General features: G+C 40.9%; 13 protein-coding genes and 3 tRNA genes. 5 read left to right on the top strand and 11 right to left on the bottom strand.

The window, feature by feature from the left end; all coding sequences use genetic code 11:
* Nucleotides 1–59: 59 nt before the first annotated feature.
* The 3 genes from JIG41_RS06655 to JIG41_RS06645 form a co-directional block, all read right to left on the bottom strand.
* Nucleotides 60–136 (bottom strand) — tRNA-Asn (locus JIG41_RS06655).
* 19 nt (nucleotides 137–155) lie between these two features.
* Nucleotides 156–232 (bottom strand) — tRNA-Asn (locus tag JIG41_RS06650).
* 21 nt (nucleotides 233–253) lie between these two features.
* Nucleotides 254–330 (bottom strand) — tRNA-Asn (locus JIG41_RS06645).
* Between the two features lie 1,054 nt (nucleotides 331–1,384).
* On the opposite strand from JIG41_RS06645, the gene JIG41_RS06640 reads away from it, so the two are divergent.
* From JIG41_RS06640 to JIG41_RS06625, 4 genes are read left to right on the top strand one after another with little or no spacing between them, the layout of a single operon-like run.
* Nucleotides 1,385–2,764 carry an MATE family efflux transporter gene (locus JIG41_RS06640; protein WP_036969488.1) on the top strand — a complete coding sequence of 460 codons (1,380 nt, stop codon included), beginning with the start codon at nucleotides 1,385–1,387 and terminating at the stop codon, nucleotides 2,762–2,764.
* Nucleotides 2,761–4,755, top strand: coding sequence for an excinuclease ABC subunit UvrB (gene uvrB / locus JIG41_RS06635; protein ID WP_036969486.1), 1,995 nt, complete (start codon nucleotides 2,761–2,763; stop codon nucleotides 4,753–4,755). Before JIG41_RS06640 ends, uvrB begins: the two co-directional genes overlap by 4 nt.
* A 5-nt stretch (nucleotides 4,756–4,760) precedes the next feature.
* A complete protein-coding gene (locus JIG41_RS06630) occupies nucleotides 4,761–5,690 on the top strand; it encodes a class I SAM-dependent methyltransferase (RefSeq protein WP_036969483.1) in 930 nt (309 codons plus the stop codon).
* Nucleotides 5,690–6,349 carry a tRNA (adenine(22)-N(1))-methyltransferase TrmK gene (locus JIG41_RS06625; protein WP_036969481.1) on the top strand — a complete coding sequence of 220 codons (660 nt, stop codon included), beginning with the start codon at nucleotides 5,690–5,692 and terminating at the stop codon, nucleotides 6,347–6,349. Before JIG41_RS06630 ends, JIG41_RS06625 begins: the two co-directional genes overlap by 1 nt.
* A 5-nt stretch (nucleotides 6,350–6,354) precedes the next feature.
* Here the strand turns inward: JIG41_RS06625 and JIG41_RS06620 are convergent, their stop codons facing one another.
* The 8 genes from JIG41_RS06620 to dinG form a co-directional block, all read right to left on the bottom strand.
* Entirely contained in the window at nucleotides 6,355–6,597 is a 243-nt protein-coding gene (locus JIG41_RS06620) for a hypothetical protein (RefSeq protein WP_036969480.1), read from the bottom strand.
* Nucleotides 6,598–6,670: 73 nt separating this feature from the next.
* Nucleotides 6,671–7,558, bottom strand: a complete 888-nt coding sequence (locus JIG41_RS06615; RefSeq protein ID WP_036969477.1) for a DMT family transporter — start codon at nucleotides 7,556–7,558, stop codon at nucleotides 6,671–6,673.
* Nucleotides 7,559–7,665: 107 nt separating this feature from the next.
* Nucleotides 7,666–7,824, bottom strand: a complete 159-nt coding sequence (locus JIG41_RS06610) for a YbaM family protein (RefSeq protein WP_075594137.1) — start codon at nucleotides 7,822–7,824, stop codon at nucleotides 7,666–7,668.
* Nucleotides 7,814–8,092: a late competence development ComFB family protein gene (locus JIG41_RS06605; RefSeq protein ID WP_036969473.1), complete on the bottom strand. Its 279-nt coding sequence runs from the start codon at nucleotides 8,090–8,092 to the stop codon at nucleotides 7,814–7,816. The genes JIG41_RS06610 and JIG41_RS06605 overlap by 11 nt, the downstream gene beginning before the upstream one ends.
* A 45-nt stretch (nucleotides 8,093–8,137) precedes the next feature.
* Nucleotides 8,138–9,031 carry a histone deacetylase gene (locus tag JIG41_RS06600; protein ID WP_199524463.1) on the bottom strand — a complete coding sequence of 298 codons (894 nt, stop codon included), beginning with the start codon at nucleotides 9,029–9,031 and terminating at the stop codon, nucleotides 8,138–8,140.
* Complete coding sequence (locus tag JIG41_RS06595) at nucleotides 9,028–9,636, bottom strand: primosomal replication protein (protein ID WP_036969469.1); 609 nt, start codon at nucleotides 9,634–9,636, stop codon at nucleotides 9,028–9,030. The genes JIG41_RS06600 and JIG41_RS06595 overlap by 4 nt, the downstream gene beginning before the upstream one ends.
* On the bottom strand, nucleotides 9,637–10,413 hold the full coding sequence (locus JIG41_RS06590; RefSeq protein WP_036969465.1) for a TSUP family transporter: 777 nt from the start codon (nucleotides 10,411–10,413) through the stop codon (nucleotides 9,637–9,639).
* Nucleotides 10,413–12,488: an ATP-dependent DNA helicase DinG gene (dinG, locus tag JIG41_RS06585; RefSeq protein ID WP_199524462.1), complete on the bottom strand. Its 2,076-nt coding sequence runs from the start codon at nucleotides 12,486–12,488 to the stop codon at nucleotides 10,413–10,415. The genes JIG41_RS06590 and dinG overlap by 1 nt, the downstream gene beginning before the upstream one ends.
* Before the next feature lie 150 nt (nucleotides 12,489–12,638).
* On the opposite strand from dinG, the gene JIG41_RS06580 reads away from it, so the two are divergent.
* Nucleotides 12,639–14,987, top strand: coding sequence for a DNA polymerase II (locus JIG41_RS06580; RefSeq protein WP_199524461.1), 2,349 nt, complete (start codon nucleotides 12,639–12,641; stop codon nucleotides 14,985–14,987).
* Nucleotides 14,988–15,343 lie beyond the last annotated feature (356 nt).

The raw sequence follows: 15,343 nt of genomic DNA, 5'->3' as shown, positions 1-15,343 counted from the left end.
GTCCGTCGCTCTAACCAACTGAGCTAAGGGGGAACAATAGAGTAGTGTGCTTTATGATTTGGCTCCCCCTCCCCGACTCGAACGGGGGACCTGCGGATTAACAGTCCGTCGCTCTAACCAACTGAGCTAAGGGGGAACAATCATAATCATAAACTTGGCTCCCCCTCCCCGACTCGAACGGGGGACCTGCGGATTAACAGTCCGTCGCTCTAACCAACTGAGCTAAGGGGGAAACGTTTATGGTCGAAAAACTTGGCTCCCCCTCCCCGACTCGAACGGGGGACCTGCGGATTAACAGTCCGTCGCTCTAACCAACTGAGCTAAGGGGGAAGCGTCATGCCTTTCAACGGGGCGAAATATTAATGACAGCATTGCAAAGTGTCAACATAAAAACTTCATAAATTCAAAAAAGAAGTGTATTCGATGTTTTTATGTTCGATCTGAACAAAATGTAGCTGAAAAACACAGATGTTTTCGCGGTTAAAGTAAAATTTCATGTTGGATCATGTGATTTTTTGCATGCTTTTTGACCACGAGCAATATTATAAATTAGTCAAAAGTATTCGTTGTATAGAATTTTGGCTTATAAGAGAGGAAATTGTCATTTATCTCAGATTTTATTCTCGCTATAAAAATTTAATCTAATCATTTTTATTTGCGCATTAAATTCTTCCATTTTAGAGGTCTCAAATCGGTCTGTCGGTTGAGAAAAAACGTTAAATACGGCATTAATTGATCCTGAATTGTGAATGTAAAGACAGATAAGAGAGTGGTTTAAGTGTTTTTTATCAGTGTGTTAGGCTGTTTTTTAGCCACTTTATTTTGAATTGTCATATTTATTTGCACGGTGAGTGTGAACAATAATTAGGCATTCTTTAAAAGAATCTAACAAAAGGGTTAAAACAAGACACTTGCGTGATTTTCATAGGTTGCGATAAATACTGAGCTCAAAAGCCTTTATAATTGCGGCTTTCAGAGAGTTATCCACGGTTTCTGTGGATAACTCTGTTTATTAAACTTTAAGAACAGCTATGGCGCTAGAATTTTAGGGCGCTGCAGCAATTTCAAGCATTTAATCATATTTTTTTTACTTATTTAAAATCAAACAGTTAAGTTTTGTATCTGAAGCGACGCTGAATTGATAAGTAATGTTATTCGTGACGATAAAATGACACGGTTTGTTGTGTAAAAAAGCAGCGGTTACTGCCATTTTATTGTAACAATGCTATTAATGATGTTCTTATTTTGTTTTTTAACGATGTTCGTGGTTGTTTTTATGTTAAAGCCTCAAAAGTGACAGTTTTCTTTGTTTAAAATTAACCGTGGCTTGCAAGGCGAGGATGCTTTAAACTTATCAGCTCAGTAAAAGAGGCAAAGTATTCCCATGACCGTGACGTCGCAGAGCAAATCTAAACCTGATCTTTTAAACTCTCCAATCCTGCCAACGTTGAAAAAAATGACTATCCCTATGATCTTCGGGATGATCACCTTAATGATGTTTAACCTAGTTGATACTTTCTTTATTAGTCTACTTGGTACCGAACCCCTAGCAGCAGTGAGCTTTACTTTTCCTGTAACCTTTACGGTTATTAGTCTTGCCATTGGCCTCGGTATTGGCACTTCAGCGGTAATTGCGAAAGCATTAGGGAGTGACAAATTAGATGAAGCTCGGTTTGATGCCAGTATTGCTTTACTCATTTCTGTGGTTTTGGTGTTTTGCTTGTCTGTTGTTGGGTATGTATTTATTACCCCTATTTTTGAATTGTTGGGAGCTGGGCAGCAAGTACTTCCGCTAATACACGACTATATGAGTGTGTGGTTTTTAGGCAGTGTATTTTTGATTACCCCGATGGTTGGTAATTCTGTTTTGCGCGCAAGTGGCGATACAAAAACGCCGAGTTTAGTAATGGGGGGAGCGGGTCTCATTAATGCCGTGTTAGATCCGATTTTAATTTTTGGTTTGGGCCCAATACCGGCATTGGGTATTCAAGGCGCTGCCATTGCCAGTGTAATTGCATGGTCTTTCGCGGTGGTGATTATTCTTTATATACTGGCAATTAAAAATGGTTTGTTGAGCTTGTACGCTGGCCAACAAACGATTATTGGGGCAATAAGAAAAATTTTAAAAATAGGTTTACCTGCAGCAGGGGCGAACATGTTGACACCCATTGCAATGGCAGTGATGACGGCGTTAGTGGCTAAGCATGGCCCTGAAGCCGTCGCTGCATTTGGTGTGGGTAGCCGAATTGAGTCAATAGCCAGTTTAGTGGTTTTAGCATTGTCGATGACATTGCCACCGTTTGTTAGTCAAAACTTCGGAGCCGGAAAGTTAGGCCGTGTAAAAGAAGCGTATATTACTACGTTGAAGTTTGTGATGATTTGGCAATTCGGCATTTATTTACTGTTGCTTTTGACCTCTGGTTTTATTGCGCATGTCTTTGGTAAAGAGCAGGCGGTTATTGATGTCATTAAACTTTTCATTTATATCTTGCCATTAAGTTACGGTTTGCAAGGCGTGATAATTCTCTCTAACTCTTCATTTAATGCTTTACATAAGCCAATGAATGCGCTGATTTTAAGTATCATTCGTTTATTTGTCTTTTATGTGCCAATTGCTTATGTCGGGAGTGAAATTGCAGGGTTAACAGGCTTGTTTATAGGCGCAGCTGTGGGTAATTTGTTTACGGCTTTTGTGGCTTATAAGTGGTTTATAAAAGAAGTAAATGCATTAAGCACAACGGCGATGAAGGAGTGTCATTTATGAGTGATCATTTTCAACTGGTTTCAAAATTTAAACCAAGTGGTGACCAACCCACGGCCATTGCTCAATTATCTGAGGGCCTTGAAGCAGGGCTTGCTCATCAAACATTGTTAGGTGCTACAGGGACGGGTAAAACCTTTACCATGGCAAATATAATCCATGATCTAAATCGGCCAACGATTATCATGGCGCATAATAAGACGCTTGCAGCGCAGTTATATGGAGAGATGAAAGAGTTTTTCCCTCATAATGCGGTTGAATATTTCGTGTCATATTATGATTACTATCAGCCTGAAGCGTATGTTGTTGCCAGTGACACATTTATAGAAAAAGATGCCTCTATTAACGAGCATATTGAGCAAATGCGCTTAAGTGCAACCAAAGCGTTACTTGAACGCCGTGACACAATTATTGTTGCATCTGTTTCGGCTATTTACGGTTTGGGCGATCCTGACTCGTACATGAAGATGATGTTGTTACTCAAAGTAGGCGAAACTGTCGACCAGCGTGATATGCTTCGTCGCTTAGCCGAGTTGCAATATACGCGTAATGACATTGAATTTAGTCGCGGTACGTACCGTGTGCGCGGTGAAGTGGTTGATATTTTCCCTGCTGAGTCAGATACATACGCGGTGCGTGTGGAAATGTTTGATGATGAAATTGAGCGTTTAAGTATCTTTGATCCATTAACAGGGGCTGTTGAAAAGCACATTGTGCGCGCGACTATTTACCCAAAAACACACTATGTGACACCCCGTGAGAAAATTCTTGATGCGATTGAAAATATTAAGGTCGAGTTAAAAGATCGCAGAGCCCAGTTACTTAGCGCAAATAAACTCGTCGAAGAGCAACGTATTGCACAGCGAACACAATACGATATAGAAATGATGACCGAGCTTGGTTATTGCTCTGGTATAGAGAACTACAGCCGTTATTTATCGGGGCGTACTCCGGGCGATCCGCCGCCTACATTGCTTGACTATTTACCTGATGATGCCTTGATGATCATCGATGAGTCGCATGTGACCGTATCGCAAATTGGTGCAATGTACAAAGGTGACCGTAGTCGAAAAGAGAACTTAGTTGAATATGGATTTCGTCTTCCTTCGGCATTGGATAATCGGCCACTTCGATTTGAAGAGTTCGAAGCAATTGCACCGCAAACGATTTATGTATCGGCAACGCCAGGCGAATTTGAGCTAACGCGCTCAGCAGGTGAAGTGGCTGAACAAGTTATTCGTCCTACAGGCTTAGTAGATCCTGAAATTGAAGTGCGCCCTGTGGGTACTCAGGTTGATGACTTATTGTCTGAAATTTACAAACGAGTTGAGGTAAATGAGCGTGTCTTAGTGACAACCTTAACAAAGCGTATGGCAGAAGACTTAACGGATTACTTAAATGATCATGATGTAAAAGTTCGTTATTTGCATTCTGACATCGACACTGTTGAGCGAGTTGAGATTATACGTGATTTGCGCGCTGGTGTTTTCGATGTGTTAGTGGGTATTAACTTATTACGAGAAGGCCTTGATATGCCAGAGGTTTCACTCGTAGCGATACTCGATGCTGATAAAGAAGGCTTTTTACGTTCGACGCGTTCTTTATTACAAACAATAGGGCGCGCTGCTCGTCATTTAAATGGTAAAGCAATTCTGTACGGTGATCGTATAACGAATTCAATGCGTCAGGCTATTGATGAAACTGATCGTCGTCGTGAAAAACAGCAAGCTCATAACGCAGAACATGGAATTGTACCGCAAGCGTTAGTGAAAAGTATCACGGATATTATGGATGTTGGTGAAGAGGCTGGCCCTAAAGATAACCTTCGATTGGTCCGTAAAGAATCTAAAAAAGTGCTAAGCGCTAAAGAGATTGCCAGTCAAATTAAAGCACTGGAGACTAAAATGCACGCGTACGCAAGTGATCTGGAGTTTGAGAAAGCAGCCTCAGTGCGTGACGAAATACATGAATTACAACAACAGCTAATAAATTAAGTACTATGACAAACGATTTTTCAGCCATTTTAACTGCGTTAGCAGATGCGCCACTTTCGGCTAACGAACTTTGCCGTATTTTTCATGGCCGCGGCCACAGTGTGGCTGAATTAAGCCATATTAATGTTGATTTTTACCCTCCGGCATTATTTTTAGTGTCGTATGAGAGCATCCCTGACGATCAACTTGCTCAACTCACTGAAGCACTTTGGCAATGGGCGCAAAATAATGCCCCAGAATTAATTACTGCGTTGGTGTATCAACAGCGTAGCGGTATAAATACGATTAATAGCGTGGTACACGGCGAACTTCCTGACGAGCATGTTGTTCAAGAAAATGACATAAAATTTAGAGTCGATTTATTGAGCAGGCAAAATACCGGTATTTTTCCTGATATGCGTCGTGGCCGTGAGTTTGTACAGGCTCATAGTCAGGGGGCTAAAGTACTGAATTTATTTTCATATACTTGCGGATTCTCCGTTGCGGCAATGCAAGGGGGGGCTGAGCAAGTCATTAATATGGATATGAATAAAGGCGTGCTCAGAACAGGTAAACAAAATCACCAACTTAATGGGTTTACACGGGGTGTTAGTTACTTGCCTCATGATATTTTAAAATCATTTGGTAAGCTTAAAAAGTCAGCACCTTATGAGTTGATTATTGTCGATCCGCCCAGCTTTCAAAAAGGCAGCTTTATTTTGACGAAAGATTATCAAAAAATATTGCGCCGTTTGCCTGAGCTGCTCAACGAAAACACCCTTTTATTGTTGTGTGCCAATAGCCCTGAAATGTCTGAACAAGCATTTAAAGCACTGATTGCAGAGCACACAGAAGGTGCAATTACATTCGTTGAACGTTTAGCGCCTACCGCTGGTTTTATTGAAGTAGACAGCGATAGAAGCTTAAAAGCGCTTGTTTATAAAACCACACAGTAATGGCGTTAAGTAAGCGTTTATCAGCGATCGCGCAAATGGTCCCAAATGAGTATGATGAGATTTGGGACTGCTGCTGCGATCATGGCTTTTTAGGCATGCAGTTACTCAAAGATAATAGAGCCGATCAAATCCACTTTGTAGATATCGTGCCTGAGTTGATGCAGTCACTCCAACAGACACTGGCGCGTTTTTCAACTGAAGAACAACGCGGACATTGGCAGGTACATTGCCAAGATGTGGCCACTATTTCTTTAACACCCCAAAAACGTCATCTCGTGATTATTGCAGGAGTTGGGGGAGATTTAATGTGTCAGTTTATTTCGCAGATTCAGGCTCACAATCATCTTGCTCACATCGATTTTATAGTTTGTCCTGTGCACCATAGCTATAAAGTACGCAGCCACCTACAGTCATTAGATTTTGGTTTAGTCGCCGAGCACCTTATCTCTGAAAATAGACGCTTTTATGAGTTAATGTTCGTGAGCGCATCGGCTAAAACGCCAATAACGCGAGTAGGACAGGGGATGTGGCAATTAACGAATAAGGAGCACCAAGCTTACTTAGGGCAACTATGTGCACATTACCAACGCATGCTGAACCAAGATGCTGATTATTATCAGCAAGTGCTTGATGAGTATACTCGCTTAATGCGAACCTAATTGTTTTAAAGCTTGTTAATCTCTTGTTTTACGCTGTAACTTGAGTCTGTGACTATGGCTTCGAGGGTCTGCACGCGTTGTTTTAACTCAAGAAGCTCAGCGGTAACCGCTGCAACTTGTTCATTCGCTTCTTTATTGTCTTTTAGGGTGCGCGATTTAAATTCTAAATGTTTTTTATACATATCGAAGATAACGCCTGAACCAACCGAGATCAGTACAATTAATACCACCATCGTAGTGCCTGACATCATAATTCTCCTTTTATCAGTATCTTTATCCAATAGAGTATAGACTGGATTTTAAAAAGCAAAGGGGATTCTGTTACAAGGTATGTCGTTTAAAAAGCGATTTTATACGAATAAACCCAGTCACAAGCATGGTGCCAGCAATAACACACAGAGCGCCAAGTAACGTATTTGGCCCTATTTCTTCGTCGAGTATCAGGTTGCCCCATATAATGCCAAACAAAGGAATTAAGAAGGTAACGGTGAGCGCAGAGGTTGGACCAATCTCGTCAATTAAACGAAAAAAGAGAATATACGCCACTGCAGTACACACAATACCCAGAGCAATAACACCCGCCATTACGGTTTGACTTGGCATTTCTCTTATTGGCATCACAAAAATCAATGGTAATACGAGCATACTTGCGGCCCACATACTGCCATGCGCATTATCGAAAGCTGACAGTTTGGGGGCGTGTTTGGTGTAATGCGAGGCAATAGCATAACTAAGTGAGGCACACAGGGATGCAATAATTGCTGTTAATGTGGCGGTGTTGATAGTTAGGCTGTTTTGTCCAACTAGGATAGCAACCCCAATGAGACCGATTAAGAGTCCCAGTATCATACTTTTACTCGGTGTCGATTTACTCCAAATTATGCCAACAATGGCTCCCCAAATGGGGGTTGTTGAATTTAAAATCGCTAATGTCGAGGCATTAATAGTTTGTGCGGCAAACGCAAATAATAGAAAAGGAATCGCAGAATTGAGTGCACCAATAATAAAAAAGTGCTTTTTGTAGGTAAGAAAAGCAAGCTTTTTATTAAAATACACGGCAAAGACACAGAGTGTTAAGGCAGCAAACCCTACGCGTAGTTCAATTAAAACGGCAGGCCCTAAACTTGAGGCCGCCATACGCATAAACAAGAATGATGCGCCCCAAATAGCGGCAAGAAAAAATAAGCGCAGTAAGCTGTGTATTGGCATAATGATGAATCATTCAAAATAATAAAGCACGAGCATATCAGATACTGCCTGATAAACTCGCCTTATTCGGGCTTGTAAGTGTAGAGTAAGCACTGAATAGAAGGCCTCTATTCAGCAGGTTTCACACGTTTTTTTTCGTAATCTGATTTGACTATTTCTAATGCTGCGAGCACATCCTCCGCAGGGACTTCGTTTTGTTCTAAGAGCATAATAAGGTCGACAGCCACTTTAATATAATTAGGAGCGGCTTCTAATTCATTGCCCATTCTGTAATTCCTTTTTCTTTGCAACCTGGCTGATTGCAACATCGATAGCCGTTTGTACTTGTTGTTCCATTAGCATTCGCTCACTGTGCGGTAAATAAAACTCCATATCGACATCGTAGCGAATGTAACGAGCGGGAAGCTGGTTGAGTACTGTGCAGCATAAATCGGCCATCACATCGTCATTGTATACAGAATCTAAGTCTCGCTGCGCTATATCTTCGACAACCAGTTTTTCATAATAGTTATGAATATCATCATGCAATTTCATACAGTTTGAATCCAAAGTGATAGTCATTTCAGTGTATACCAAGCTTTAAAATAAATCGACAGCAGCTCTAAAAAGCTGAGTATGAACATTAACTAAGCGATTTATATTTCGTTGATAGCCCCCACCTAAAGCCGAAAAAATAGGAATTTGCTGCGCTTTTGCTTGGCTTAATATGAAGTGATCACGTTGGTATACCCCATCAAGGCTAACAAAAAAATGCCCTAACTCATCGTCGCTAGCGATATCTGCGCCGGCGTTATATAAAATGATATCGGGTTGATGAAGTCGAACGGTTAGTTGGAATGCTTGTTTTACTGTTTCAAGGTAGTGTTGGTCAGTGGTGCCATGCTCAAGTGCGAAGTCGTAGTGAGAGTGTTGCTTGATGCGCGGAAAATTTTGCTCACAATGAATTGAGCAGCTAATCACTTGTTCGTGATGGCTTACAATTTCTGCGGTGCCATCTCCTTGGTGTACATCACAATCGAAAATCAGAACAGTGTCAGCCAGCCCTTCGTTTATTAAGTGGTTTGCAGCAATTGCTAAATCGTTAAAAATACAAAAACCACTTCCGTGATCACTAAAGGCGTGATGATAACCGCCGCCTAGATTAAAAGCGGCACCGTGCTGCAATGCGAATTCAGCGCCATTTATACTTGCGCCGACAGAAAGTAAGGTGCGTTCAACTAACTCGTTTGACCAAGGAAAGCCCATTTTCTTAATGGCTTTTTCCTCAAGTGTCCCATTTAAAAATGCATTAATGTAAGCCGGGTCGTGACACAACGCTAATTGTGCCGTTGTGGCTTTATTAGGTGTAATAAACTTATCGTCGTTTATAAAGGTACTTAATTTTTGTTTTAGTAAGCTGTACTTCTGAATAGGGAAGCGATGCCGTGCGGGTAAATTAAGCGCAGAATAACTGGGATGATAGTAAAACATTATCTAAGCTGCTGTTTTTCGACCTGTTGAATTTTGTCTTCGGTGGCAGAAATTGCTTTACGACACCTTCCTAAGCGTGCATGCAATGCTAGTATCTCTTGATTTATTTCTGCTGCTTTTGCTGCGCTGGCTGCGTCTAGTTTGAGTTTTCTTTCTTCGATCATCAGTACTAAACGACGTTCAAACTCATGGTTCTGTTTCAGTTCGTCATACAGTTCATGCGACGATTGCATCATTTTTTGTACGGCTTGTTTGTATACCTGAGGTTTGGTCTTAGGCTTAAAACTGTATTTATTTTCTTTTGCCCAAACAGGAGTCGACTTTATTACATTGAAGACGGCTTGTACCTGCTGAGTTATCCGCTCTAAGGCATATTGATACGCGTGGCGATGCTCTGCCGGGGGTAAACTTTTTAACTCGTCTTCAATTTCACTCACGTAGTCAGCAAGCTTCATACTTTTTGTTGTAAACACCCCTCTATCAAATAAACTTGGTTGCGCTTGCATGTAGCGGTTTTTAGCAAATAAATTGCTCTGATCGAATTGTGTGGCTTGATGTTTCAGCCGAGCAATTTGTTCACATAGTTTATCAAAAGCAGGGGAATGCATTTATAAGTAAGCCTCATAAATTAACTTTAATGCCAAAATAATGACTACGGTATTAAAGACAGGGCGTATCATTTTACCACCAAATTTAATCGCAGAATGCGCACCTAGCCATGCGCCTAGCATTAAAAATAAGCCCATTGTGATGCCTAATAAAAAATTAACATGGCCTAATGCGACAAAGGTAATCAATGAAATAAAGTTTGAGACAAAGTTCATTGACCGAGCAAGGCCGCAGTTAAGCAATAAGCTCATTTTATATAATAGACTATTTGAAGCCGTCCAAAACGTGCCGGTACCGGGGCCTGCAAGACCATCAAAAAAGCCAAGTCCTAAACCTTGTAACCATTGTTTAATCTTTGTTTTAGTATCAAGTGTTGGTAATTCATTATGCTCTGTTGTGCTTAGGCTGCCAAATAAGCTGTAACAGGCAACCAAAATGATTACCACAGGGAGCAATTTATTTAAAAAATCGATACTTAAATAATCAACAACCAACGTACCAATTAATGCCCCTATTGCTGTTGCTATTATGGATGCAGCCCAAAAACGAGGGCTAAATAACTTCTTACGAAAGTAGGTGACACTGGCTGTTAATGAGCCAAAACTGGCTGCCAATTTATTGGTGCCAAGCGTAAGATGGGGAGGAAGTCCGGCTGTCAGTAATGCGGGGACGGTAAGCATACCTCCACCGCCAGCAATGGCATCAATAAATCCAGCGGCCAGCGCGACAGCGCAAAGTAATGCCCATGTGGTTGGTTCTAAAGCTAGTTCAAACATTAATAATCAATTTGTCTTTTAAAAGGTGGCAAGGTATCGAGCATGGCTTTGCCATATCGCTTGGTCACTAAACGGCGATCAAGAATGGTAATGCGACCTTGATCGTTTTCTTTGCGAAGCAGTCTACCACAGCTTTGAACTAATTTCTTTGCTGCATCAGGAACTGTGATTGATAAAAATGGATTGCCCCCTTTACTTTGCACAAACTCGGCCTGTGCTTCTTCTATCGGTGAAGTTGGCACCGCAAAAGGAATTTTAGTAATGACGAGGTTTTCTAGGTATTTACCCGGTAAATCGAGCCCTTCTGATAAGCTTTGTGTACCAAATAAATAACTTGCCCTCCCTAAATCGACATTAGCTTTGTGTTTTTTGAGTAAAGCCTCGCGCGACATTTCACCTTGAACTAAGACATCTATCCCTTTCGTTCTAAGAGCTTTGACCACATGGTCCATTTGCCAATATGAGGCAAAAAGCACTAAATTTGCTTTTTTATCATCAAGGTAACTTGGTAACTTTTCGGCTAAATGATCACTAAATGCTTTGTCTGTCGGTTCTATAAGTGTGTTCGGAATATGTAATGTAGCTTGTTTGGGGTAATCAAAAGGTGACGGCACTTTGATATACTTAACACCCTCTTCTTTGGCAAGGCCACACTCGTAAGCAAAGTGGTCAAATGACCCTAGTGCGGTTAAAGTTGCAGAGCAAAGTACGGCTCCCGCGCATTGATTCCAAAGTTTATCTTTTAAGTAATAACCAACTTCAATTGGGCAATCACTGAGTAAATGATCATGATGATTTTTATATTCTAAACGTTTAATCCAGCGTGCATGGGGAATACCTTCACCCTTTGTGGCATAACTAAACCATAATTTATTTAATAATTCCAAACGATTTATGTAGTGACCACTTTCCCCTAAAATAGGGTCGGCAACATAGGGTTTTATATCGCCATCACTCAAATCTTGTACGAGCGTGTCATGCATTTTATTCAAGGCACGCAGAGCATCAAGCGTTGCGTCGCTAATGTCTTTTGCTTTGGCATGTAACGAGGCTGGGATTTCACCGTGCTCAAAGCGATAGGTATCATCACTGTTGTAATTAAAGTTGGCATTGTCGAGTATGTCGCGCACCACTTTTAAGTTTTTAGCCGCATCATTAATACTGTCACTCAGTTTAAAATTTTGCCCAATGGCCTTTTGGCCTACCAAAACGTTGGCCATTTTGCCTGCAAATTTTACCAGTTTATCAAGCCACTCTATCGTGCCTTTGATGGTCGCTGCGGCAGATGAAAAGTCGCGAGTGATATGGGCTAAGTGATGCGCCTCATCAATAACATAAATGGTGTTATCGGGTTCAGGCAGTATTTTTCCGCCGCCTAAATCAAGATCGGCAAGGAGTAAAGAGTGGTTGATAACAAGCACATCCATCTGCATTAACCGCTGACGCGCCATATGAAATGGACATAATTGATGAGCACGCATTTGTCGTTGGCATGAGTGCTTATCGCAAGCAATAAGGCCCCATACTTTATCGGGAATTGTGTCGGCCCAGCTATCGCGATCGCCTTGCCATTGTTTTTTTGAATACGCATCGTACAGCTGTTTTAAACACTTTGTTTCCATATCACTTAAGGGAGAAGAAAGTGTGGGCATGAACTCCATTTGGGTTTGGCTATCGCCATTGACCGCGTTGCTGAGCTTTTGTGCGCAAATATATCGTTGTCGGCCTTTAACAAGATCAAACTTGATATCGAGGCCTGAATGCTCTTTGAAAAAAGGCAGCTCTTTATTAATTAGCTGTTCTTGCAGGGCAACGGTCGCCGTTGAAATAACCAGCTTTTTCTTTTTTGCCATAGCGAGTGGCAGCGCACCTAAACAATACGCTAACGATTTACCCGTGCCTGTGCCGGCTTCTATAACACAGATACGTTGGCTTTTATGGTATTCACCCGCCAGTGTTTTGGCTATTTCAGCAACTAAGTAGTTTTGACTACTTCGTGGGCGGTAATCAGTGAGATTATCAGCTACATGCTTATGAATTTGCCGAATAGTTTTTTTTAATGAGTCAGAAAGCATGCCCAGATAACCTAAAGTATGTATATAATTACAGTAATTAATTTTAGAGAGTTAACTGAGTAACTACAAGCGACTTGTTAGTAAATTTGTTGATTAGCATTTGTTTTATGCATTTCGCATTTTCATATTTGGGTTTAAAGGGTCATATAGATGCAATTAACTTCTGGCTTTATTCTTTCAACACAATGCTTTGATAGTACGCATGGCGTATCCATTGTGGTGTGGATTTTGTCTGAGCAAGGACCTGTCAAGCTGATTAGCCCACCGCAAAAAGTGCTCTTTTTCATTAATGAAAAAGATGTTGCTGCGGCAACTCGAATCTTGGCACAGCACAATGTGGCATGTGAATTTAAGCCAGTGCAATTAAAAAGCTTCCAGCAGCAGGCTGTTGTGTCGTGCTATTTTTCTTCACTTAAGCATTATTACCGCGCTGCAAAACAGCTAAAAGCCCATTTCATCAAAGTTTACGAAGACGATATTAGACCGGTTGACCGGTTTTTAATGGAGCGTTTTATCAAAGGTTCGGTGTGGGCCAAAGGACGGTTAATTAAAGGTCAGCCTTACCCCGTATTAGCAGACGTTCAGTTTAAACAAAATACCGAGTTCACACCCACTTTCACGACTGTATCGTTAGATATCGAATGTGATGGAGAAGGGGTCCTGTTTTCAGTAGGGCTAGTCGGGAAGAGCATAGATGCTGTTCTTATGATCGGTAAAGCTGAGGACACCGCTGATCTTAACTTCAATGTTATATGGTGTGAGGATGAAATCGACTTATTGTATAAGCTCTGTGAGTGTGTGCAAGTCATTGACCCTGACGTTATTATTGGCTGGAACGTCATTGAGTTTGATTTTACAGTACTTCATGCTCGTTCTGAAGCATTAGGTGTAGGGCTGCCTCTGGGTCGTAACAATGAAAAAATGACCCTCAGAACTGGTAATTTTACACGTTTAACGATTCCAGGCAGGGTTGTTATTGATGGTATTGATACACTTAAAAATGCAACGTATCACTACGATAGCTTTAGCCTCGCGAATGTGGCAAATATTGAGTTAGGTGAAGAAAAACTAATTTCTTCAGATAACCGCTTAGACGAAATCGTTCGCCAATTTAATGAAGATAAGCGCGCACTTGCTTGCTACAACCGCCAAGACTGCATTTTAGTACAACGCATTTTCGAAAAGCTTAAGTTACTCGATTTTGCCGTTGTTCGAAGTCAACTAACCGGCTTAGAGCTTGAAAGAATGGGTGGATCCGTTGCGGCCTTTACTAACCTTTATCTTCCTTTATTGCATCGCAGTGGTTATGTAGCTCCAAACTCAGGCGATCATGGTCTTAGCTTTGATAGTCCAGGTGGTTATGTCATGTCCTCGGAGCCTGGTTTATATAAAAATATATTAGTACTTGATTACAAAAGCTTATATCCATCAATAATGCGCACTTTTTGTATAGATCCGCTTGGTATGGTGGAGGGGCTAAAACACCCTAATCACGCAATTGAAGGTTTTAATCAAGCCCTTTTCTCAAGAACAGAGCACCACCTACCTGAGCTTATTCGTGAACTTGCCGCAACGAGGCAACTTGCTAAAGACAATGAACAGCCAATGCTTTCTCAGGCTATAAAGATCATCATGAATAGTTTATATGGCGTTTTAGGCTCGAAAGGCTGTCGGTTTTACGATCCTCGTCTTTCAAGTTCAATTACATTACGTGGTCATGAAATTATGCAAACTACTAAAAAGTGGCTAGAAGAGTGGGGGTATAAGGTAATTTATGGTGATACTGACTCCACGTTTGTGAAACTTGATGATGAATTAAACTCTCAGAGCTGTAACGAAATTGGTACAAAGCTGGCAAGAAATATAAACAAACGCTGGGAAAATGTATTACAGGAAACATATAAATTAGAAAATTTCTTAGAAATTGAGTTTGAAACTCACTACAGCCCATTTTTTATGCCGACAATTAGGGGCAAAACCACCGGTTCAAAGAAACGCTATGTAGGTAGAGTAGAAAAACATGGCAAAACAGCACTTGTGTTTAAAGGAATGGAAACAGTGCGAAGTGATTGGACAGAGCTTGCTCAGAGGTTTCAGGTCGCACTCTTTGAAATTTTATTTAGCGAACAATACAACCAAGAGCTGATCAGGCAGCTATTTGATAACTATGTGGAAAAGCTTTACGCAGGCGAGTATGACTCGCTACTGGTATATCGAAAACGTCTAGGTCAACACCTAACAGACTATCAAAAAAATATCCCTCCTCATGTCAAAGCTGCGAAGCAATATTTAGCACATAACCCCAATGCTCAAATACAACGAGGTCAAGTAATTGAATACGTATATACGCTTAAAGGCGCTGAGTATTATACCGGAAATCACAAGTTCGATTATGGTGTTTATGTTAATAAACAGCTGTTGCCACTGGTTAACATGATTATTGAGGTTTCAGGGAGTAATGCAATGGGATTATATTCTAATCAAATTCAGCTTTTTTGAGCCTTAGTACCTATTTTAGCTGTTTTAGAAGTGTATTTTTGTGTGTTTTTTATTCGCCTGGTCTTTTTTTGTATCTATTTATTAAATTTTTATAAACAAACCTCTAGATATTTTGTTTAATTTGTTTATTATTTGTTGGTCGCGATGTTTATCCGATAACAAATAATAAACAAGCTTATGCAAAATATAGCCACAATATAGTGGCCCAGGGAGAATCAAATGTTAAATAATCAAGTTTCAAAAGCTGTTCGCTTAGCGATCGCTTTTGGTGCGGCATCAACGGCTGCATTTTCTGCGAGTACTATCGCAGCAGAAGACGAAAGTGCTGAAAAAGTTGAACGTATCCAAGTTACCGG

Origin of the sequence: Pseudoalteromonas sp. bablab_jr011 (assembly GCF_016464045.1) — a bacterium.
In the GTDB taxonomy this organism is placed as follows: Bacteria; Pseudomonadota; Gammaproteobacteria; order Enterobacterales; family Alteromonadaceae; genus Pseudoalteromonas; species Pseudoalteromonas lipolytica.
This window is presented reverse-complemented; position numbering and strand designations above follow the sequence as displayed.

Coding starts and splice junctions, on each gene's coding strand:
- JIG41_RS06640 (WP_036969488.1), top strand. CDS start 1,385: ATGACCGTGACGTCGCAGAGCAAATCTAAACCTGATCTTTTAAACTCT.
- uvrB (WP_036969486.1), top strand. CDS start 2,761: ATGAGTGATCATTTTCAACTGGTTTCAAAATTTAAACCAAGTGGTGAC.
- JIG41_RS06630 (WP_036969483.1), top strand. CDS start 4,761: ATGACAAACGATTTTTCAGCCATTTTAACTGCGTTAGCAGATGCGCCA.
- JIG41_RS06625 (WP_036969481.1), top strand. CDS start 5,690: ATGGCGTTAAGTAAGCGTTTATCAGCGATCGCGCAAATGGTCCCAAAT.
- JIG41_RS06620 (WP_036969480.1), bottom strand. CDS start 6,597: ATGTCAGGCACTACGATGGTGGTATTAATTGTACTGATCTCGGTTGGT.
- JIG41_RS06615 (WP_036969477.1), bottom strand. CDS start 7,558: ATGCCAATACACAGCTTACTGCGCTTATTTTTTCTTGCCGCTATTTGG.
- JIG41_RS06610 (WP_075594137.1), bottom strand. CDS start 7,824: ATGGGCAATGAATTAGAAGCCGCTCCTAATTATATTAAAGTGGCTGTC.
- JIG41_RS06605 (WP_036969473.1), bottom strand. CDS start 8,092: ATGAAATTGCATGATGATATTCATAACTATTATGAAAAACTGGTTGTC.
- JIG41_RS06595 (WP_036969469.1), bottom strand. CDS start 9,636: ATGCATTCCCCTGCTTTTGATAAACTATGTGAACAAATTGCTCGGCTG.
- JIG41_RS06590 (WP_036969465.1), bottom strand. CDS start 10,413: ATGTTTGAACTAGCTTTAGAACCAACCACATGGGCATTACTTTGCGCT.
- dinG (WP_199524462.1), bottom strand. CDS start 12,488: ATGCTTTCTGACTCATTAAAAAAAACTATTCGGCAAATTCATAAGCAT.
- JIG41_RS06580 (WP_199524461.1), top strand. CDS start 12,639: ATGCAATTAACTTCTGGCTTTATTCTTTCAACACAATGCTTTGATAGT.